Genomic DNA, 20,411 nt, shown 5'->3' with positions numbered 1-20,411 from the left:
GGAAAAATACCCCCGCCGGAGGCAAGACCTCCCGGCCAGGCACCGCCCGCGCTGAAGCGCTATGACCCGTGACGCCGGCGCAGCGCCTCCTCGACCGTGGGCGCGTAACGCGCCAGCGGTCGGCGCAGCCCATGCGTCAGCAGGACCCGGCGGATGTCGCGGCTGGTGCCGGTCAGCCACAGCGCGATGCCGCGGCGCTGCGCCTTGTGCGCCAGCCCCTCGATCATGTTGGCGCCGGTGGAATCCAGGAAAGGCACGGCGCTGAAATCCACCACCAGCACCCGGAACCCGTCCTGGATGCGGTCCAGGACCGAGCCGATCGAGGCCGTGGCGCCAAAGAACAGCGCCCCCGAGATACGATAGACCACCACGTCGCGCGGCTGCGGCTGGTCCGGGCGCGGCTGAGCGCTGTCGGGCCGGTCGGCGCCGACCAGCGCCTCGACCCCTACGGCCTGGCTCATGCGCTGGATGAACAGCACCGAGCCGAGCGCCAGGCCGGTGACGATGGCTTCGGTCAGGTCGCGGAAGATGGTCAGCCCGAAGGTGACCAGCAGCACCGCCGCCTCGCCCCAGCCCGAGCGCAGCAGGATGGCGATGGCGGGTTTCTCGATCATGTTCCAGGCCACCACCGCCAGCACGCCCGCCAGCGCCGCCAGCGGGATATAGGAGGCCAAGGGCGCCGCCAGCAGCATGAAGCCAAGCAGGAACAGTGCATGCAGCATTCCCGCCACCGGCCCATGCGCCCCCGCGCGCACATTGGTCGCGGTTCGCGCGATGGTGCCGGTGACGCAGATGCCGCCGAACAGCGCCGAGCCCATATTGGCGACGCCCTGCGCCACCAGCTCGCAATTCGAGCGGTGGCGGCGGCCGGTCATGCCATCCGCCACCACCGCCGACAGAAGCGATTCGATGGCGCCGAGCAATGTCAGCGACAGGGCGGCGGGCAAGAGCGCCAGCACCCTGTCCGGCGACAGGTCGGGCAGCGCCGGGGCGGGCAGGGTCGAGGGGATGCCGCCGAAGCGGCTGCCGATCGTCGCGACATCCACCCCCGTCGCCACGGTGAAGCCCGCCGCCAGCGCCACGGCGATCAGCATGCCGGGCCAATGCGGCCGGGCGCGCTTCAGTCCCAGGATCACCGCGATCGTTCCCAGCGCGATCCCGAACGCCGCCGGCGACAGGCTGGCGCGGGCCTGCCAGAGAGCGGGGATCTTCTCGACCAGCGCGCCCGGCTCATGCACCAGGGACAGGCCGAAGATCTCCTTCAGCTGGCTGGTGAAGATGATCACGGCGATGCCGGCGGTGAAGCCGACCGTCACCGGAAAGGGGATGAACTTGATGAAGGTGCCCAGCCGCAGCATCCCGATGGCGACCAGCATCATGCCCGACAGGAAGGTGGCCAGGATCAGCCCCGACATGCCGTGCTGCGCGACGATCCCGGCGACCAGCACGATGAAGGCCCCCGCCGGCCCGCCGATCTGGAAGCGCGAGCCGCCCAGAGCCGAGACCAGGAAGCCGCCGACGATGGCCGTGTAAAGCCCCTGCGCCGGGGTGGCGCCGGAGGCGATGGCGATGGCCATGCTGAGCGGCAGCGCCACGATGGCGACGGTCAGCCCGGCCAGGGCATCGGCGCGCAGCTGGGCCGCACCATAGCCCTCGCGCAGGACGGTGACCAGTTTCGGGGTGAACAGCGGCGCGAATCCGGGCGCCGCGATTGCCTGTTGGTTCATTGGGAGCCGCACCTTAGTCAAGGAGGCGGCGGGATCGTCGGCTGTCGTCGGCGGTCGCCGTCGCGATTACGTCTGCGGACCGGATTTCAGCCGCACGCCACGCCCGCCCGAGGGGCTGGCGGCGCCCTCGCCGATCAGCTCGATCCCGGCGGCCTCCAGCGCCTCGACCACCCGGGTCAGGCTTTCGACCACGCCGCGCACATTGCCGTCGCTGGCTTCCATGCGCTGGATCGTGGGGACCGACAGGCCCGAGAGCTCGGCCAGCCGCTTCTGGTCGATGCCAAGCAGGGCACGCGCCGCCCGCATCTGGGCCGAGGTCATCATGCAGTGATTCCCAATCCTTGATAATGGATGTGTAGCATAGGCATAAAGATGCTTCAAATATCATTCATGCCGGTTTGGACATGATGCGGCACAAGAGCAGACAGCTCGGCCCAGGCCATGGTAAAATAAAAGATAGGGGAGGGGCATGATGCAGACGGTCAGCGCCCGGTTCAGCAGCATCCCAGGCACCGAGGCCGCGCTTGGCTGGTCGGGTGCTCATTCCATCCTGGCCGACCGGCCCGAGGGCAGGGCGGGCGGTGCCGGCATGGGCTTCAATGGCGCGCAGATGCTGGCCTTGGCCCTGGGCGCCTGCTTTTGCAACGACCTGCGCTATATCGCCCATCGCCGCCAGGCCGCGATCGCCTCGCTCTGGGTGACGGTAGACCTGGACTTGGACGGCGATCCGGTTCTGGCGCTGGCGGCGCGGATGCGGGTCGGCTGCGTGATGGCGGATGGCTCTGACCCGGCCGGGCTGATCGCCGAGGCGGAACGCAGTTCGATGGTCAGCAATTCGCTGATTCGCGGTCTGCCGGTCCGGGTGGCGCCGGCCGATCGCCATGAAAAAGGCCCCGCGGATGCGGGGCCTTTCCATTCATGTCCGGGACGGATCAGAAGTCCATCTTCAGGCCCAGCGTGACCGTGCGGCCCGGGGCATAGAGCGGATCGATGTCGCGGGCCAGTGTGTCGCCGCGATAGACGTCGCGCTGCACATAGCTCGACCGCTCATAATAGGTTTCGTCAAAGACGTTATCGATGCCCAGGTGGACCACCAGATTCTTGTAGTTCTGCGGACGCCATTCGCCGTAGAGGTTCACGACGGTATAGGAACTCTGGTCATAGAACCCGGCGTTGGTGCCGTTCGGGTTCAGCAGATGGGCGGCATCCAGTTTGTTGGCCCATTCCACTGTCGCACCGACCTTCAGGTTGTATTGCGCGATCTCCTGGTCGACATAGAGCGCAGCAATCTCGCCCACGGGAACGGCGGCGCCGCCGGCCGGTAGGATGTCCTTGCCATCCTGGGTCACGTCGGCCTTGGTGAAGCTGCCGCCGACGCGACCGCTGCCCCAGCTATAGGCAGCTTGCAGGGTGAAGCCCTTGCTGCGGTATTCCTCGGCATTGCCCAGATAGGGCGCGCCGGTATCGGGGAACACCAGTTCTCCCATGTCCTTCAGTCGGGTGTCGAAGAAGGTCAGGTTGCCGGTCCAGTTGTCCTGATCGACATTCAGGCCCAGCTTGACGTTGCGGGCGCTGGAGGTCTCATAGTCCTCGGCGACATACAGGTCGGAAGTGCGGGCGTGCAGCAGCGCGTATTCGCCGAAGCGGTGGCCCAGCCAAGTGTGCGATGCACCGGCAAAGACCTCGTAGCCATCAGCAAATTCGTAGGAGACGGTGCCGTTCACGCTGGCGCCGGTGTCAGAATGGCGGCCGCCGTTGAAATCGGTGAAACGGTGATGGTCCAGGCGCAGGCCGGTGGACAGGTCGATGCCGTTGTCGAACTCGAACCGGCCCTGCACGAAGGCGCCGATCTGCATCGTGTCCATGGTCCAGTAACGCCGGTCGGTGTCGCCGTAGTTGTCGACCTCGTAATCGTCATAGGCCCAGTCCACGCCCGCCGTGATCCTGCCCTGGCCCAGCGTATAGGTGTTCTGCAGCTTGCCGCCGACAGTCTGGTTCTCCAGATTCATGTCGCCGTTCACGTCGCCGGTCTCAGGATCGCCGTCGTTCGGCACGTAGTTTGGACGCTCATACTTGTTGTTGCTGATGAACAGCGTCGCCTCCGGATCCCAGGCGTCAGTCGGCGCGGTCGAGCTGTATTTCAGCGTCAGCGTATTGCGGGTGACCTTCAGCGGGTAGACCAGCGTGTCCGCGTTCAGGTCCATGTTCATCTTGATGGTGCGGTCGCCATCGTCCTCGGTCCGGTCATAGGAGAGTTCGATGCGGTGGGTGTCGAATTCGTAACCCAGTTTCATCAGCGCGCCGCGAAGGCCCGGCTCGGTTCCGGCAATCTCATAGCCGTCGCCGTTCTCGTAATTCTTGCCACTGGTGCCGTGGATCATGGCGAACCAGTCGAAGCCCTCGTAGACGCCATAGCCGGCCAGCGAAGCGGAAAGGCCGCGGCCGTTCGAACCATAGGACAGGCCGACGCGGCCGCCCTGGGTCTTGCCTTCGGTCAGCAGATCCTTGGCGCCCACGGTCTCATAGCGCACCGCGCCAGCGGCGGCGCCGAAACCGGCATCGGCTGCTGCGGCGCCGGCCTCGACCTCGACCGATTTCAGGAAGGCCGGGTCGATCACGTTCGAGCCGGTATGGTGCCAGCTGGTCGGACCCTGCGGTACGCCGTCCACGGTCACCGCCAGGTTCGACTGTTCCAGGCCGAAGACGTGGATGCGCTTGGCCGGACCGGCGCCGCCCGAGACCGAGATGGCGGAATCGCGCGCGAACAGTTCCGAGACATCGGCGGGCTGCAGCGCCTCGAGATCCTCGGCGGTGACCGAGACGCCGCCGGTGGCCTCGACGTTCTCCTGGCCGTCGGCGACTAGGGTGATCGGGTTCAGCACCACGGTCTCGCCCGGCGCGGGCTGGGCGGTTTCCTGGGCATAGAGGGCCGTCGCCAAGGCAAGCGTGGACACCCCCGCCAGAGGGAGGATTCGGCGCAATTGCATGTCTTTTCCTTGATTCGTTTAGGAACTGGCGCGTGTTATAGGCGCCGGACCCCCATACACAAGTAATTTACTCGGAATCTTTTGACGCAGGCCGATGGAAACGGTCGGGATTGTTGCCGATCTGCGTCACCCCCCTTTGCGCCGTGCCGCCGGCAAGGCCGGCCTTTGCCAAGCCCGGATGTCGGGGCTGGCGCTGCCGGGGGCAAAGGGGTTACAGACCGGCAAAGCCCCAGCCCGAGACAGCAAGATGAGCATCAACCTCTATCAGCACGACCTGCCGGACGATCTGGACCTCGGCCCGGTGGTGGCCATCGACACCGAGACCATGGGCCTGGACCCGCGCCGCGACCGGCTGTGCCTGGTGCAGATGAGTTCGGGCGATGGCAATGCGCATCTGGTGCAGATCGCCCGCGGCCAGAACCAGGCCCCGAACCTGACCCGGATGCTGACCGATCCCAAGGTGCTGAAGCTGTTCCATTTCGGCCGCTTCGACATCGCCGCGCTGGAGGCCGCCTTCGGCGTGGTGACCAAGCCCGTCTGGTGCACCAAGATCGCCAGCAAGATGGTGCGCACCTTCACCGACCGGCACGGGCTGAAATACCTGCTGAGCGAGCTGGTCGGTGTCGACATCTCGAAGCAGCAGCAGACCAGCGACTGGGGTGCGGCCGAGCTTTCCGACGCGCAGCTGGAATATGCCGCCTCGGACGTGCTCTACCTGCACGCGCTCAAGGCCGAGCTGGAAAAGCGGCTCGAGCGCGAGGGGCGGCTGGGCCTGGCGCAGGCCTGTTTCGACTTCCTTCCCGCCCGCGCCCATCTGGACCTGCGCGGCTGGGGGGATGAAAACGACATCTTCCACCACTAGGTAGCGGGCCATGAGCGCATATCTCGACACCGCCCTGCGGGTGATCCGCACCGAGGCCCAGGGGCTGGCCATGCTGGCCGAGGGGCTTGGCGACAGCTTCGATCGGGCCGTCGCGGCGATCCTGGCCGCGAATGGCCGGGTCGTCGTGTCGGGCATGGGCAAGTCCGGCCATGTCGGGCGCAAGATCGCCGCCACCCTGGCCTCGACCGGCACGCCGGCGCAATTCGTCCATCCGGCCGAGGCCAGCCATGGCGACCTGGGCATGGTCACCCAGGGCGACGTGGCGCTGGTGCTGTCGAACTCGGGCGAGACGCCCGAGCTCGCCGACCTGATCGCCCATACCCGCCGGTTCCAGATCCCGCTGATCGGCGTCGCCAGCCGGCCCGGTTCGACGCTGCTGCGCCAGGCCGACGTGGCGCTGGTGCTGCCCGCCGCGCCCGAGGCCTGCGGCACCGGCATCGTGCCCACCACCTCGACCACCATGACCATGGCGCTGGGCGACGCGCTGGCCGTGGCGCTGATGGAGCATCGCCAGTTCACCCCCGAGCATTTCCGCACCTTCCACCCCGGCGGCAAGCTGGGCGCCCGGCTGTCGCGGGTGGCCGACCTGATGCACCAGGACATCCCCCTGGTCGCCGAGACCGCGCCCATGGCCGATGCGCTGCTGACCATCAGCCAGAAAAGCTTCGGCGTCACCGGCGTGACCAATGCCGAGGGCACGCTGACCGGCATCATCACCGACGGCGACCTGCGGCGGCACATGCAGGGCCTGCTGGACCACAACGCGGCCGAGGTGATGACCCGCAATCCGCGCACCATCGGCCCCGACCAGCTGGCCGAGGCGGCGCTGGCCGAGATGCAGTCGCGCCGCATCACCAGCCTGTTCGTGGTCACGCCCGAGGGCCGGCCGGTCGGGCTGATCCATATCCACGACTTCCTGCGCACGGGGATGGTCTAGCGGTGCCGACCCGGTCCTGCATCGTCGCCTGGCTGCGGGTGATCCTGCCGCTGGCGGCGCTGGCGCTGCTGTCGGTGCTGTTCCTGCTGGGCCGCAAGCCCGAGCCGGACGCGAGCATCCCCTATGCCGACGTGGACCCGCAGGAACTGGCCGAGCGCCAGGCGGTGACGCATCCGACCTATGCCGGCGTGACCGAGGACGGGGCGCAGATCAGCGTGACCGGGGCCGAGGCGGTGCCCGGCGCCGGGGGCGGCGGCAGCGCCCGCGCCGTGCGCATGACCCTGCGCGCCAGGGACGGGCGCGCGGCCGATGTCAGCGCCGGCCTCGCCTCGCTTCAGGGCGACCGGATCCGGCTGGGCGAGGGCGCGCGCCTGACCACCGCCGACGGCTGGGTGCTGACCGCGCCGGAATTCCTGGCCTCGACCACGGCGGGCAGCGTGGTCTCGGAGCAGGAGGTGAACGTTCTTGCCCCCTTCGGCGAATTGACGGCGGGCCGGATGGAGCTGAAACCCACGGGCAGGGGCAGCGGCGATCATGTTCTTGATTTGAGCGGCGGAGTCCGATTGATATACCGGCCATGACCCTTGCGTCCCCTCTTGCCGCGCCCGGGGGCCTCTCATGCGCCAGAAAGGAAACCCGATGATCCGGCCCGGACTGCTTTTGCCCGTGATCCTGTCGCTTGCCCTGGCGGCTTCGGCCGGCGCACAGGGCACGGGGTTCGGCAATGCGCAGGACATCAAGCAGCCGGTCGAGGTCACCGCCGACACGCTTTCCGTCGATCAGAAGACCGGCAAGGCCACCTTCTCGGGCAATGTGCTGATCGGGCAGGGGGCGATGCGGCTTTCCGCGGACAGCGTGACCGTGACCTATGCGCAGGGCGGCCAGAGCCGGATCAGGGCGCTGCACGCCGAAGGCAATGTCACCCTGGTGAGCGGCGAGGATGCCGCCGAGGCGAAGGCCGCCGATTACGACGTCGAATCGGGCAATGTGGTGCTGACCGGCGACGTGCTGCTGACCCAAGGCGGCAACGTGCTGTCGGGCGACAAGGTCACGGTGAATCTGACGACCGGCACGGCCAATGCCTCGGGCCGGGTCCGCAGCGTCCTGCAACCGGGAAGCCGGCAATGACGCAATCGGAACAGGGGCTGCGCGTCAGCGGGTTGCGCAAGTCCTATCGCAACCGCCCGGTGATCCGCGACGTGGCGATGCAGCTGGACCGCGGCGAGGTGGTGGCGCTGCTGGGGCCGAACGGCTCGGGCAAGACCACCTGCTTCTATTGCGTGGCGGGACTGGTCGCGCCCGATTCGGGGCAGGTGCTGATCGACGGCCAGGACGCGACGCGGCTGCCGATGTATCGCCGCGCGCAGATGGGCATCGGCTACCTGCCGCAGGAGATGTCGATCTTTCGCGGCCTGACGGTCGAGCAGAACATCATGGCCGTCCTGGAACTGGTCGAGCCGCATGTCCACCAGCGCCGCGAGCGGCTCGAGGAACTGCTGGGCGATTTCTCGATCGGCCACCTGCGCAACGCCTCGGCCATGGCGCTGTCGGGGGGCGAGCGGCGCCGGGTCGAGATCGCCCGCTGCCTGGCGGCCGATCCGGCCTATCTGCTTCTGGATGAACCATTCGCCGGCGTCGATCCGATCGCGGTGGGCGAGATTCGCGGCCTGGTCCACGACCTGAAAAGCCGCGGCATCGGCGTGCTGATCACCGATCACAACGTCCGCGAGACGCTGGAGATCGTGGATCGCGCCTATATCCTGCACGACGGCCATGTGCTGAAATCCGGCACCACGGCCGAGATCGTCGCCGACGAGCAGGTGCGCCGCGTCTATCTGGGCGAGAGCTTCCGCATGAACTGAGCGCGAGGCCGCGCCGATCCCTGCGCGCGGCCGTTGACACGGGCGCATGGCTGTCACCAAATGAGGTTATGGCGGGGGCAAGGACGCCCCTGCCGGAAAACCTCGGCGGCGCATGGGCTGCTTGCCTGCCGCCGCCGGGCAACCGAAAGGACGGACCACCATGCGCTACCAGATCAGCGGAAAACAGATCGATGTCGGCGATGCGCTTTCGACCCACGTCAAGACCGAACTGGGTGAGACGATTGACAAGTATTCTCAACGTCCCACGGATGCCACGGTGATCTTTTCCCGCAACGCGCATGAATTCATCTGCGATGCGGTGGTGCATCTCTCGACCGGGCTGAACGTGCAGGCCAAGGGTGCCTCGACCGAGATCTATGCCGCCTTCGAGCAGTGCAAGGAGCGGATGGACAAGCAGCTGCGCCGCTACAAGCGCCGGCTCAAGGATCATCACAAGGACCGGGTCGAACCGATTGCCTTCGAGCAGGCGGGCATGTATGTGCTGGCCGCCGATGAGGATGAATGGGAATCGCAGGCCGACGGGCTGCAACCCATGATCATCGCCGAGATGGAAACCCGCGTGCCGACCCTGTCCGTGGGCGAGGCGGTGATGCAGATGGAACTGGCCGGCAGCCCGCTGCTGGTCTTCCGCAACGAGAAACATGGGGGCGTGAACGTCGTTCACCGCCGCGAGGACGGCAACGTGGGCTGGATCGACCCCCGCAATCTGGGCTAGACTGACGCAGAAGGGCAGTCTTGTTGAACCAAACGTCCCGGCCGCGCAGCCCGCGGCCGGGACCTGACAATTTTCGGGCGACATGCAGATCAGCGACATTCTCTCCCCCGCCGCCGTGCGGACGATGAGCCAGACCACCAGCAAGAAACGGTTGTTCCAGGAAATCGCCGAGCAGGCGCGCACGGTCTATGGCGTGGACGCGCCGCAAACCCTGGACGCGCTGCAGGAACGCGAAAGCCTGGGCCCGACCGGAGTCGGCCATGGCGTGGCGCTGCCGCATGCGCGGCTGCACGGGCTCGACCGCGTGGTCGGCCTGTTCCTGCGGCTGGAAAAGCCGCTGGATTTCGACGCGGTGGACCGCCAGCCGGTGGACCTGATCTTTGCGCTGCTGGCGCCGAAGAATTCCGGCGTCGATCACCTCAAGGCGCTGGCGCTGGTCTCGCGCACGCTGCGCGACCAGGACCTGCGCGCCAAGCTGCGCGCCAACGAGGACCCGGTGGCGCTGCACGCGATGCTGGCGGCGGCGCCGGGCATCAAGGCGGCCTGAAGTCGCAGCCCCGCCGGCAGGGGGTGAAATGCCCCCGCATCCGCGCTATACTCCCGCGCGGGAGGAAGACCGAAATGACCAGACATCTAGCAGACCGCAGTCACGAAACCAGTGCGGGCCGCACGCAATATTATACCCGGCAGGAACGCGAATCCGGCACCCATCCGGCCATCGCCGCCCTGCGCATGCGGCCCCGCGCCCGCAGCGAAGCGGCGAATCGCCGCGCTGCCGAATTCGCCCGGATCGAGCGCGGCCATCAGGTCTGACCCTCGACCTGTCCAATGCGAAACCGGCCGGGCGCTGCCGCCCGGCCGGTTTTCATTTCGTCCTGGGCCGGATCGCGATCAGGCGCGGACCAGCTTCTCGTAATCCTCGGCGATCTTGCGGGTGGTGTCGCCGACCTGGAAATGCCAGTCGCCGATCTGCCCGACCGGGGTGACCTCGGCCGCGGTGCCGGTCAGGAAGCATTCCTGGAAATCCGCCAGTTCCTCGGGCTTGATGCGGCGCTCATGCACGGCGGTGCCGTTGTCCTTGAGCATCTGGATGACGGTCTGCCGGGTGATGCCGTTCAGGAAGCGGTCGGCCAGCGGCGTGTGCACCTCACCATCCTTGATGAAGAAGATGTTGGCGCCGGTGGCCTCGGCGACATAGCCCTCCCAGTCCATGAACAGCGCGTCCGAGCAACCCTTTTCCTCGGCGGCGTGCTTGGACATGGTGCAGATCATGTAAAGCCCGGCGGCCTTGGCGGCGGTGGGGATGGTCTCGGGGCTGGGCCGCTTCCACTTGGCAATGTCCAGTTTCGCGCCCTGCCATTTCGCATCGCCGTAATAGCTGCCCCATTCCCAGGCGGCGATGGCCATGCGCACCGGGTTGCGGCGGGCGGAAACGCCCATGTCCTCGCCCGAGCCGCGCCACATCACCGCGCGGACATAGGCGTCCTTGAAGCCGTTGGCGTCCAGCACGGCCTGTTTGGCGGCGTCGATCTCCTCGGCGCTATAGGGCGAGGTCATGTCCAGAAGCCGCGCCGATTCGATCAGCCGCAGCGAATGCTCGTGCCCCTTGAAGATCTTGCCGCTGTAGCAACGCTCGCCCTCGAAGACCGAGCTGGCATAGTGCAGCGCATGGGTCAGGATGTGGACATTCGCCTCGCGCCACTCCACCAGCTTGCCATCCATCCAGATCTTGCCGTCACGATCGTCATATGCGCCCGCCATTTTTCCCTCCGGCCGGTTCTGTTTGCGGAATGTTGCGCCGTCAGAGCGTGTCTGGCAAAGAAAGTTGCGCAACTTGGGGTCTGGGCTATCCATTCATGGTTGGAAAGTCAACAAGCCTGACGTAAATAAGAGCCATGGATCACGGAGAAGCCATGCAGAACAAGGTCGGAATCGCAGCGACGGGTGGCGAAAGCCTGCTGTTCCTCACCGATGACCAGCTTCGCCGCGGCATCGAGGCGATGTTCTTCGCCTATCGCGCCTTCACGGCCGATCCCGACCTGATCCTGGCCGATCTGGACTATGGCCGCGCCCATCACCGGGCGATCCATTTCATCAACCGCGAACCGGGGCTGACGGTGACGGCGCTTCTGGATGTGCTGGGGGTGACCAAGCAATCGCTGAACCGGGTCTTGCGCACGCTGATCGAGGACGGGCTGGTCGAAAGCCGCATCGGCCGCCGCGACCGGCGCGAACGGCAACTCTACCTGACCGAAAAAGGGGCGAAGCTGGAACGCCAGCTGTCCGAGGCGCAGCGCGCCCGGATGCGCGCCGCCTATCGGGCGGCCGGGCCGCAGGCGGTGGCGGGTTTCCGGCAGGTGCTCGAGGCGATGATGGACCGCGACACGCTTCGGCAGTATCGTGCGCTGAAAGACCTGCCCGATCCATCATGAACAGCCCCGATCCGCAGCCCGCCGCCCATATCCTGGTCGTCGATGACGACGAACGCATCCGCAGCCTGCTGCGCCGTTTCCTGATGCGCAACGATTTCCTGGTCACCACGGCGCGCGACGCCGCCCATGCCCGCCGCCTGCTGGACGGGCTTGATTTCGACCTGATCGTGCTCGACGTGATGATGCCGGGCGAGGACGGTTTCTCGCTGACCCGCGACCTGCGGCAGCGCATGGCGACGCCGATCCTGCTCCTGACCGCCAAGGGCGAGATCGGGGATCGCATCGAGGGGCTGGAAAGCGGCGCCGACGACTACCTGCCGAAACCCTTCGAGCCGCGCGAATTGCTGCTGCGCATCGCTGCCATCCTGCGCCGCATCCCGGCGGCCGAGGCCAGGGGGCCGAAATTCCTGTCGCTGGGCCCGCTGCGCTATGATGCCGACAAGGGCGAGCTGTGGCAGGGCGACAGCCCGCTGCGCCTGACCGGGACCGAGCAGGCGCTGCTGAAGCGCCTGGCCGACACGCCGCGCCAGCCGGTCAGCCGCGGCGCGCTGATCGAGGACCTGGGCCGCAGCCCCGCCGAGGAGGCGGGCGAGAACTCGGAGCGCGCCATCGACGTGCAGATCACCCGCCTGCGTCGCAAGATCGAACCCGACCCGAAGGAGCCGCGCTATCTGCAGACCGTGCGCGGCACCGGCTACATGCTGGTGCCCGACTAGGAAAGGCCGGCGCTGCCGGCGCGGTCGCAATGGGTATTTGGAAAACGGAAAGATCCGAGGAATCGCCCGGCGTCTTTCCGTTTCTCAAATACCCATGCAAGCGTGCCATCCGCGCGGCGCATGAGAAAGGGGCCCCTAAGGCCCCCAACTCATGCCAGCGCGCCGTGGCAGTGCTTGAACTTCCTGCCCGAGCCGCAGGGGCAGGGGTCGTTGCGCGACGGGTTGCCCCAGGTCGTGGGGTCGGTCTCGTCGAAGCCGGCGACGCGGCCCGAGACCTCGCCGCCCTCGGCTTCCTCGTGTTCGGGGTGCATCTTCGCCTCGGTTTCGGCCTGTTGCTGCTGGTATTCGCGCAGCATCTGCTCGCGCTCGGCATCGGTCAGCGGCCGGATGCGGGCCAGTTGCTGGGTGACGTCGAAGCGCAGCCCGTCCAGCATTGATTCGAACAGCTGGAACCCCTCGGTCTTGTATTCCGACAGCGGGTCGCGCTGCGCATAGCCGCGGAATCCCACCACCGAGCGCAGGTGTTCCAGCGTCACCAGATGCTCGCGCCACTTGCCGTCGATCTGCTGCAGCAGCACCTGCTTTTCGATCTGGCGCATGTTCTCGGGGCCGAACTGCTCGGCCTTCTGCGCCATGTAATCGTCGGTGGCCTTCTGGATGCGCTCGCGGATCGCGTCTTGGTCGACGCCGTCCTCGGCCGCCCAGTCGGCGATCGGCAGGTCCATGTTCAGCTTGTCGATCACCGCGTCATGCAGGCCCTGCACATCCCATTGCTCGGCATAGGCGCGGGGCGGCAGGTGCTGGTCGATCAGGTCGTCGATCACCTGCGCGCGCATGTCGGCGGCGATCTCCTCGACCTCCTCGGTATGCATGATTTCCAGGCGCTGGCTGAAGATCGCCTTGCGCTGGTCGTTCATCACGTCGTCGAATTTCAGCAGCTGCTTGCGGATGTCGAAGTTGCGGCCCTCGACTTTGGCCTGGGCGCGTTCCAGCGACTTGTTGACCCAGGGGTGGACGATGGCCTCGCCATCCTTCATGCCCAGCGAGGACAGCACCTTGTCCAGACGTTCCGAGCCGAAGATGCGCATCAGGTCGTCTTCCAGCGACAGGAAGAACAGCGAGCGGCCGGGATCGCCCTGCCGGCCCGAGCGGCCGCGCAGCTGGTTGTCGATGCGGCGGCTTTCGTGGCGCTCGGTCGCCAGCACGAAAAGCCCGCCGGCATCCAGCACCGCCTGCTTCTCGGCGGCGTGCTCGGCCTCGATGCGGGCGCGCAGCTCGTCGGGATGGGCCTCGGGATCGGCGGCCAGCGCCTCCATCACCTTCATCTCGACATTGCCGCCCAGCTGGATGTCGGTGCCGCGGCCGGCCATGTTGGTGGCGATGGTCACGGCGCCCAGCTTGCCGGCATCGGCGACGATCTTCGCCTCCTGCTCGTGCTGGCGGGCGTTCAGGACGTTGTGCTGGATGCCCTCCTTGGTCAGCATCTGCGACAGCATCTCGGATTTCTCGATGCTGGTGGTGCCGACCAGGATCGGCTGGCCCTTGGCATGGGCTTCCTTGATCGCCTCGATCACGGCGGCGTATTTCTCGGCTGCGGTGCGATAGACGCGGTCGTGCTCGTCGATGCGCTGCACCGGACGGTTGGTCGGCACCTCGACCACGCCGAGCTTGTAGATCTCGGCGAATTCCTCGGCCTCGGTGGCGGCGGTGCCGGTCATGCCGGACAGCTTGTCGTAAAGCCGGAAGTAGTTCTGGAAGGTGACCGAGGCCAGCGTCACGTTCTCGGGCTGGATCGCCACGCCCTCTTTCGCCTCGATGGCCTGGTGCAACCCGTCGGACAGGCGGCGGCCCTTCATCATCCGGCCGGTGAATTCGTCGATCAGCACGATCTCGCCGTCGCGGACGATATAGTGCTGGTCGCGCATGAACAGCTTGTGGGCGCGCATCGCCTGGTTGACGTGATGCACGATGGTGGTGGATTCCGGATCGTAGAGCGTCTGGCCCTCGGGCAGCACGCCCGCCGCCTGCAGCCGCTTTTCAAGGAATTCGTTGCCTTCCTCGGTAAAGGTGGCGTTGCGGGCCTTTTCGTCCAGCTTGTAATGCTCGGGCGTCAGTTCCGGCATGAACTTGTCGAGCGTGATGTAAAGCTCGCTGCGGTCCTGCGACGGGCCCGAGATGATCAGCGGCGTGCGCGCCTCGTCGATCAGGATCGAGTCGACCTCGTCCACGATGGCGAAGAAATGCCCGCGCTGGGTCATCTGCTCGATCGAGCCCTTCATGTTGTCGCGCAGGTAGTCGAAGCCCAGCTCGTTGTTGGTGGCATAGGTCACGTCGGCCTGGTAGGCGGCGCGCTTCTCGGCATCGTCCTGGAAGGGATAGACCACGCCGGTGGTCATGCCGAGCTGGGCGAAGACCTTGCCCATCCAATGCGCGTCACGCTTGGCCAGGTAGTCGTTGACGGTGACGACATGCACGCCCTTGCCGGCCAGCGCGTTCAGATAGGCCGGGAAGGTGGCGACCAGGGTCTTGCCTTCGCCGGTCTTCATCTCGGCGATATTGCCCTGGTGCAGGAAGATGCCGCCCATCAGCTGGGTATCGAAGGCGCGCAGGCCAAGCGCGCGGCGCGCCGCCTCGCGGCAATTGGCGAAGGCTTCGGGCAGAAGCTTGTCCAGATCCTCGCCCGATTGCGCCCGGCCCTGCAATTCGCGGGTCTTGCCGATCAGGTCGGCGTCGGACAGGGCGCGGAATTTCTCCTCCTGCGCGTTGATCTGGGCCACCAGCGGGCGGACCGATTTCACCTTGCGGTCGTTGGGCGTGCCAAAGACCAGTTTCGCCAAGTTTCCGATGCCGAGCATGTGAGCCTTCAAAATCGCGTATCTGGGGGTGCGCGGGACGTTCCGCCCACTTGCCGGCACCATTCGCCTTGCCCTATCACTTGGGCCGGAAAAACGGCGACGGGCGCGCATTTTCGGTTGGGCCGGATGTATGCGCCAGCCGCCTGAGTGTCAATGTTTGCGCCCGTTCACCTGCGCGTGGCGGGCGCCGTCCCATGAAAGGGAACCCCATGCTGAAACCGCTCCTTGCCGCGACCGCCCTTGCCACCGCCACGCTGGCGGCGCTTCCGGCCCTGGCGCAGGACGCCGATACCGTGGTCGCCAAGGTCAATGACGAGACGATCACCCTGGGCCAGATGATCGCCATGCGCCAGGGGCTGGATGCGCAGGCGACGCAGGGCCTGCCGGATTCGGCGCTGTGGGACCTGATGCTGGACCAGCTGATCCGCCAGACCGCCGTGGCGCAAGGCGCCCAGCCGCTGAGCAAGCGCGACACCGCCGCGCTGGAGATCGAGAAGCGCGCCTATCTGGCCGGCTCGGTGCTGGAAAAGGTCGCGGCGGCCGAGCCCAGCGAGGCCGAGCTGAAAGCCGCCTATGACCAGGCCTTCGGCGGCCAGACCGAGCCGAAGGTTGAATACAACGCCGCGCATATCCTGGTGAAGACCAAGGAGGAAGCCGAGGCCATCGCCAAGCAGATCGCGGAGGGCGGCGATTTCGGCAAGCTGGCCGAGGAAAAATCGACCGACAATTCCGGGCCGAACAAGGGCGACCTGGGCTGGTTCCAGCCCGAGCAGATGGTCGCGCCCTTTGCCGAGGCGGTGAAGGCGCTGAAAAAGGGCGAGGTTTCCGCGCCGGTCGAGACGCAGTTCGGCTGGCATGTCATCAAGCTGATCGACCAGCGCGAGGTCACGCCGCCCAGCTTCGACGAGGTCAAGGAGCAACTGGCCGTGCAGGTGCGTCGCGACAAGGTGCAGGCCGCCATCGAGAAGCGCGTCGCCGAGTCGAAGGTCGAGAAGACCGAGGGGCTGGCCCCCGACCTGCTGAACAAGACCGAGATCCTGGGAGAGTGACACAGATGGCCAAGGCCGAGGACAAGAAGGCACGGCTTTCCGACGCGGAAAAGCTGAACGTGCTGAAGAAGAAGCTGAAGAAGCTGAAGGCGGCCTTCAAGGAAACCGCCGCCAGCCTCGAGGCCCGGGTCGAATCGGTGGCCGGAGCGGCGGTCGAGGCCGTGGTGAAGCCCAAGAACCCGGTCTCGCCGCTGGCGCCGGCGCGCTTTCCCGACCTGCCGGTGATCGAGGGCGCCGAGTTCGCCTCGGGCGCGGCTGGGGTGAAATACAAGGGCCGCACCGACGTGATGCTGGTGCGGCTGGCGCCGGGTACCGCCATCGCCGGCGCCTTCACCAAGTCCTCGACCCGCGCGGCCAGCGTGCTGGACTGCCAGGCCAAGCTGGCGCTGAAGCAGGATACCACCAAGGGCGCGGCGATCATCGTGAACTCGGGCAATGCCAATGCCTTCACCGGCAGGAACGGGCAGGAGGCGGTGGATGCCGTCACCGGCGGCGTCGCCAAGGCGCTGGGCGTGCCGCGCGAGCGGGTATTCTCGTCCTCGACCGGGGTGATCGGCGAGCCGCTGCCGGCCGAGCGCATCACCGCGGTGATCGGCGATCTGGCCGCCAACCTGGACGCGGCGGGCGCCGCCGGCGCGGCGCGGGCCATCATGACCACCGACACCTTTCCGAAAGGCGCGGCCGCCAGCTTCCAGGGCGACGGCGGCACCATCAACATCGCCGGCATCGCCAAGGGCTCGGGCATGATCGCGCCCGACATGGCGACTATGCTGGTCTATGTCTTCACCGATGCGCAGATCGCCCCGGCCGTGCTGCAGAAGATGCTGTCGGCGCGCATGGACCAGACCTTCAACGCCATCACCGTGGACAGCGATACCTCGACCTCGGATGCGCTGATCCTGGCGGCGACCGGCAAGTCCAAGGCGGCGCCGATCACCGACCTGCGCTCGGCCTCGGCGCGGGCCTTTGGCAAGGCGCTGACGCAGGTGATGCTGGATCTGGCGCAGCAGGTGGTCAAGGACGGCGAGGGCGCGACGAAATTCGTCGAGGTGCAGGTGACGGGCGCGGCCAGCGATGCCGACGCGCATCGCGTCGCGATGGCCATCGCCAATTCGCCGCTGGTCAAGACCGCCATCGCCGGCGAGGACGCGAACTGGGGGCGCGTGGTCATGGCCGTCGGCAAGTCCGGGGCCGAGGCCGACCGCGACCGGCTGACCATCCGCTTCGGCGACATGGTGCTGGCCGAGAACGGCTGGCGCGCCCCGGCCTATGACGAGGCCGCCGCCAGCGCCTACATGAAGCGCGACCAGCTGGTCATCGGCGTCGATCTGGGCCTGGGCAAGGGCAGGCGCACGGTCTGGACCTGCGATCTGACGCATGGCTATATCGACATCAACGCCGATTACCGCTCATGAAGATCGTGCTTGTCGCGGCCGTGGCGCTGATCGACGCCGACGGCCGCGTGCTTCTGGCGCAGCGCCCCGAGGGAAAGTCCCTCGCGGGCCTGTGGGAGTTTCCCGGTGGCAAGGTCGAGCCGGGCGAGAGCCCCGAGACGGCGCTGATCCGCGAGCTGCACGAGGAGCTGGGCATCGACACCTGGCATTCCTGCCTGGCGCCGCTGACCTTCGCCAGCCATGCCTATGACGATTTCCACCTGCTGATGCCGCTTTTCGCCTGTCGGCGCTGGCAGGGCGTGCCGATCCCGCGCGAGGGCCAGAACCTGGCCTGGGCGCGTGGCACGGAACTGTCACGTTACCCCATGCCACCGGCGGATGTGCCGCTGATCCCGATCCTGCGCGACTGGATCTGAGGCTTCTGCATCACCCTTTTGCGGTTTTCATCCGCCCTTGGCCGCATCCTTGGACAATATTAGTTAACATTTAACATTTTTGCGGCAATTCTGAAACTCTGTAGAGGAGGAGTGTTCAGGACATGATTCGCACGATTACGATCGGCAGCTGTATTTCTGTCCAAGGCGTGTTCGAGCGTCAGCAGGCGAACGGCAACATCGTGGTCCGCGTGGGAAGCAAGACCTACGAGGGCAAGCCGGTCCTTCTGACCTGATCGAGATACAGTATGTGCCCAGAATCATGACGGGGCCCTTTCGCTAGGGGCCCCGTCTTCATTTGCGATACCCCGAACGCGAAAGGGCGGACCCGCAGGCCCGCCCTCTCATGCCGTTCGGATGCGGGATCACAGCTGGCGCTGCACTTCCTCGCGCTCGAAGATCTCGATGACGTCGCCCTTGCGGATGTCGTCGTAGTTCTCGAAGGCCATGCCGCATTCCTGGCCGGACTGCACTTCCTTGACCTCGTCCTTGAAGCGCTTGAGCGTCTTCAGCGTGCCCTCGTGGATCACCACGTTGTCGCGCAGCAGGCGCACGCCGGCGGAGCGCCGCGCCACGCCTTCGGTCACCAGGCAGCCGGCGACATTGCCGACGCCCGAGACGCGGAAGACTTCCTTGATCTCGGCATAGCCGATGAAGTTCTCGCGCACCTCGGCGGAAAGCAGGCCCGAGGCCGCCGCCTTGATGTCATCCACCAGGTCGTAGATGATCGAGTAATAGCGGATCTCGACGCCCTTCTGGTTGGCGGCGTTCCGCGCCGGCGCATTCGCCCGGACGTTGAAGCCGATGACCGGCGCCTGGCTGGCCTCGGCCAGGCCGACATCCGATTCGGTGATGGCGCCGACGCCGTAATGCAGCACGCGGACGCGCACCTCGTCGTTGCCGATCTTTTCCAGCGCCTGGACGATGGCCTCGGCCGAGCCCTGCACGTCGGCCTTCACCACCACCGGCAGTTCCACGACATTCTCGTCGGCCTTGGCCTTGGCCAGCATCTGGTCCAGCGTGATCGCGGCACCGGCGGCGGCGCGCTTGTCCTTGGCGGCCTGGATCCGGTAATCGGCGATCTCGCGCGCCTGCGCCTCGGTCGAGACCACGTTCAGCACGTCGCCGGCTTCCGGGGTGCCGTTCAGGCCCAGCACCTCGACCGGGACCGAGGGGCCGGCCTCGTCGACGCGCTCGCCCTTGTCGTTGATCAGCGCCCGGACCTTGCCCCACTGCTCGCCGACGACGAAGATGTCGCCGCGCTTCAGCGTACCGTTCTGCACCAGAACGGTGGCGACCGGGCCGCGGCCCACGTCCAGCTGCGCCTCGATCACCGCGCCTTGCGCCGGGCGGTCGGGGTTGGCCTTCAGCTCCAGGATCTCGGCCTGCAGCGCGATGGCTTCCAAGAGCTGGTCCAGGCCCTGGCCGGTTTTGGCCGACACCTCGACGTCCTGCACGTCACCCGACATGGCCTCGACGACTACCTCGTGCTGCAGCAGGGCCGTGCGGACCTTCTGCGGGTCGGCGGTCGGCTTGTCGATCTTGTTGATCGCCACGATCATCGGCACTTTCGCCGCCTTGGCGTGGTTGATCGCCTCGACTGTCTGCGGCATCACCGCGTCATCCGCGGCGACCACCAGCACGACGATATCCGTCACCTGCGCGCCGCGGGCGCGCATCGAGGTGAAGGCCGCATGGCCGGGCGTGTCGAGGAAGGTCAGCGTGGCGCCGTTCGAGGCCTTCACCTGATAGGCGCCGATGTGCTGGGTGATGCCGCCGGCCTCGCCCGAGACCACGTTGGCGTGACGGATCGCATCCAGAAGCGAGGTCTTGCCGTGGTCGACATGGCCCATGATGGTGATGATCGGGGCGCGCGGCTTCAGATCCTCGGGCTTATCCTCGACCTGGTCGATAACCTGCTCCACGTCGGCATCCGAGACCCGGACGGCGCGATGGCCGAATTCGTCGATCACCAGCTCGGCGGTGTCGGCATCGACCGCCTGGTTGGCGGTGACCATCATGCCCATGCGCATCAGCGACTTGATGACATCGGGGGTGCGCTCGGCCATGCGGTTCGCCAGCTCGGACACCAGGATGGTTTCCGGCAACTGCACGTCGCGCACCTGCTTTTCGGCGCGCTGGCTGCCACCCATGGCCTTCTGCCGGGCCTTTTCCTGCTTGCGCTTCATTGCGGCCAGCGAACGCTGCCGCCCGCCCTCGCCGTCCAGCGCCTGGCTCAGCGACAGCTTGCCGGTGCGGCGGCTGTCGTCGCGGCCCTTGTTGCGGCTGTCGCGATCGTCGGCCGGGCCGCGGGTCTCGCGGTCGCGGTCGGTCTTGCGCGGGCCGGCGGCGCTGACGCCCTTGGTCTCGGCGCGCACGGCGGCGGCCTCGGCGGCGGC

At 66.9% G+C, this 20,411-nt stretch carries 21 protein-coding genes; 15 read left to right on the top strand and 6 right to left on the bottom strand.

The genetic code is table 11. The features are described from left to right. Positions 1-59: 59 nt before the first annotated feature. Both I9P22_RS16705 and I9P22_RS16700 read right to left on the bottom strand, forming a co-directional pair. Positions 60-1,727 (bottom strand): SulP family inorganic anion transporter, encoded by a 1,668-nt coding sequence (locus tag I9P22_RS16705; protein WP_199260637.1) that lies wholly within the window; start codon positions 1,725-1,727, stop codon positions 60-62. A gap of 66 nt (positions 1,728-1,793) precedes the next feature. Further along, positions 1,794-2,051 carry a helix-turn-helix domain-containing protein gene (locus I9P22_RS16700; protein WP_028713927.1) on the bottom strand — a complete coding sequence of 86 codons (258 nt, stop codon included), beginning with the start codon at positions 2,049-2,051 and terminating at the stop codon, positions 1,794-1,796. A 145-nt stretch (positions 2,052-2,196) separates the two neighbouring features. Here I9P22_RS16700 and I9P22_RS16695 point away from each other — a divergent pair, with 145 nt between their 5' ends. After that, the gene (locus I9P22_RS16695; RefSeq protein WP_199260636.1) at positions 2,197-2,688 is read left to right on the top strand and encodes an OsmC family protein; all 492 of its coding nucleotides are present in this window, start codon (positions 2,197-2,199) and stop codon (positions 2,686-2,688) included. Here I9P22_RS16695 and I9P22_RS16690 read toward each other — a convergent pair. Further along, complete coding sequence (locus I9P22_RS16690; protein WP_199260635.1) at positions 2,660-4,714, bottom strand: TonB-dependent receptor domain-containing protein; 2,055 nt, start codon at positions 4,712-4,714, stop codon at positions 2,660-2,662. The genes I9P22_RS16695 and I9P22_RS16690 overlap by 29 nt on opposite strands. A 247-nt stretch (positions 4,715-4,961) precedes the next feature. Here I9P22_RS16690 and I9P22_RS16685 point away from each other — a divergent pair, with 247 nt between their 5' ends. The 8 genes from I9P22_RS16685 (at position 4,962) to I9P22_RS16650 (ending at position 9,945) form a co-directional block, all read left to right on the top strand. Then, entirely contained in the window at positions 4,962-5,576 is a 615-nt protein-coding gene (locus I9P22_RS16685; RefSeq protein ID WP_199260634.1) for a ribonuclease D, read from the top strand. Positions 5,577-5,586: 10 nt separating this feature from the next. Then, positions 5,587-6,534: a KpsF/GutQ family sugar-phosphate isomerase gene (locus I9P22_RS16680; RefSeq protein WP_199260633.1), complete on the top strand. Its 948-nt coding sequence runs from the start codon at positions 5,587-5,589 to the stop codon at positions 6,532-6,534. A 2-nt stretch (positions 6,535-6,536) separates the two neighbouring features. Further along, the gene (locus I9P22_RS16675) at positions 6,537-7,115 is read left to right on the top strand and encodes a hypothetical protein (RefSeq protein WP_199260632.1); all 579 of its coding nucleotides are present in this window, start codon (positions 6,537-6,539) and stop codon (positions 7,113-7,115) included. 58 nt (positions 7,116-7,173) lie between these two features. After that, positions 7,174-7,662, top strand: coding sequence for a lipopolysaccharide transport periplasmic protein LptA (lptA, locus tag I9P22_RS16670; protein ID WP_199260631.1), 489 nt, complete (start codon positions 7,174-7,176; stop codon positions 7,660-7,662). Continuing rightward, entirely contained in the window at positions 7,659-8,396 is a 738-nt protein-coding gene (gene lptB, locus I9P22_RS16665; protein WP_199260630.1) for an LPS export ABC transporter ATP-binding protein, read from the top strand. The genes lptA and lptB overlap by 4 nt, the downstream gene beginning before the upstream one ends. Before the next feature lie 160 nt (positions 8,397-8,556). Next, entirely contained in the window at positions 8,557-9,132 is a 576-nt protein-coding gene (hpf, locus tag I9P22_RS16660; RefSeq protein ID WP_199260629.1) for a ribosome hibernation-promoting factor, HPF/YfiA family, read from the top strand. Positions 9,133-9,214: 82 nt separating this feature from the next. Next, complete coding sequence (locus I9P22_RS16655) at positions 9,215-9,679, top strand: PTS sugar transporter subunit IIA (protein ID WP_199260628.1); 465 nt, start codon at positions 9,215-9,217, stop codon at positions 9,677-9,679. A gap of 74 nt (positions 9,680-9,753) precedes the next feature. After that, positions 9,754-9,945 carry a hypothetical protein gene (locus I9P22_RS16650; protein ID WP_199260627.1) on the top strand — a complete coding sequence of 64 codons (192 nt, stop codon included), beginning with the start codon at positions 9,754-9,756 and terminating at the stop codon, positions 9,943-9,945. A 78-nt stretch (positions 9,946-10,023) separates the two neighbouring features. Here the strand turns inward: I9P22_RS16650 and I9P22_RS16645 are convergent, their stop codons facing one another. Then, the gene (locus I9P22_RS16645) at positions 10,024-10,893 is read right to left on the bottom strand and encodes a branched-chain amino acid aminotransferase (RefSeq protein ID WP_199260626.1); all 870 of its coding nucleotides are present in this window, start codon (positions 10,891-10,893) and stop codon (positions 10,024-10,026) included. A gap of 152 nt (positions 10,894-11,045) precedes the next feature. On the opposite strand from I9P22_RS16645, the gene I9P22_RS16640 reads away from it, so the two are divergent. After that, positions 11,046-11,564 (top strand): MarR family winged helix-turn-helix transcriptional regulator, encoded by a 519-nt coding sequence (locus tag I9P22_RS16640; protein WP_199260625.1) that lies wholly within the window; start codon positions 11,046-11,048, stop codon positions 11,562-11,564. Next, positions 11,561-12,280 carry a response regulator gene (locus I9P22_RS16635; protein ID WP_199260624.1) on the top strand — a complete coding sequence of 240 codons (720 nt, stop codon included), beginning with the start codon at positions 11,561-11,563 and terminating at the stop codon, positions 12,278-12,280. The genes I9P22_RS16640 and I9P22_RS16635 overlap by 4 nt, the downstream gene beginning before the upstream one ends. Before the next feature lie 149 nt (positions 12,281-12,429). On the opposite strand, the gene secA is transcribed toward I9P22_RS16635, so the two are convergent. Beyond that, positions 12,430-15,135 (bottom strand): preprotein translocase subunit SecA, encoded by a 2,706-nt coding sequence (secA, locus tag I9P22_RS16630; protein WP_199260623.1) that lies wholly within the window; start codon positions 15,133-15,135, stop codon positions 12,430-12,432. 209 nt (positions 15,136-15,344) lie between these two features. Between secA and I9P22_RS16625 the strand changes: the two genes are divergently transcribed. The 4 genes from I9P22_RS16625 (at position 15,345) to I9P22_RS24870 (ending at position 18,248) form a co-directional block, all read left to right on the top strand. Continuing rightward, a complete protein-coding gene (locus I9P22_RS16625) occupies positions 15,345-16,184 on the top strand; it encodes a peptidylprolyl isomerase (RefSeq protein ID WP_199260622.1) in 840 nt (279 codons plus the stop codon). Positions 16,185-16,189: 5 nt separating this feature from the next. Then, positions 16,190-17,599, top strand: coding sequence for a bifunctional glutamate N-acetyltransferase/amino-acid acetyltransferase ArgJ (argJ, locus tag I9P22_RS16620; RefSeq protein ID WP_199260621.1), 1,410 nt, complete (start codon positions 16,190-16,192; stop codon positions 17,597-17,599). Further along, positions 17,596-17,994, top strand: a complete 399-nt coding sequence (locus I9P22_RS16615) for a (deoxy)nucleoside triphosphate pyrophosphohydrolase (RefSeq protein WP_199260620.1) — start codon at positions 17,596-17,598, stop codon at positions 17,992-17,994. Before argJ ends, I9P22_RS16615 begins: the two co-directional genes overlap by 4 nt. Positions 17,995-18,116: 122 nt before the next feature. Beyond that, complete coding sequence (locus I9P22_RS24870; protein WP_019352669.1) at positions 18,117-18,248, top strand: hypothetical protein; 132 nt, start codon at positions 18,117-18,119, stop codon at positions 18,246-18,248. A gap of 129 nt (positions 18,249-18,377) precedes the next feature. Here the strand turns inward: I9P22_RS24870 and infB are convergent. Then, positions 18,378-20,411 (bottom strand): translation initiation factor IF-2 (gene infB / locus I9P22_RS16610; RefSeq protein WP_233253447.1); only part of this gene is annotated, 2,034 nt, incomplete at its 5' end.

The organism is Paracoccus binzhouensis (assembly GCF_016446475.1).
Classification (GTDB): domain Bacteria; phylum Pseudomonadota; class Alphaproteobacteria; order Rhodobacterales; family Rhodobacteraceae; genus Paracoccus; species Paracoccus binzhouensis.
Note: the sequence above shows the minus strand (reverse complement) of the source record. Positions and strands in the feature narration are given on the sequence as shown.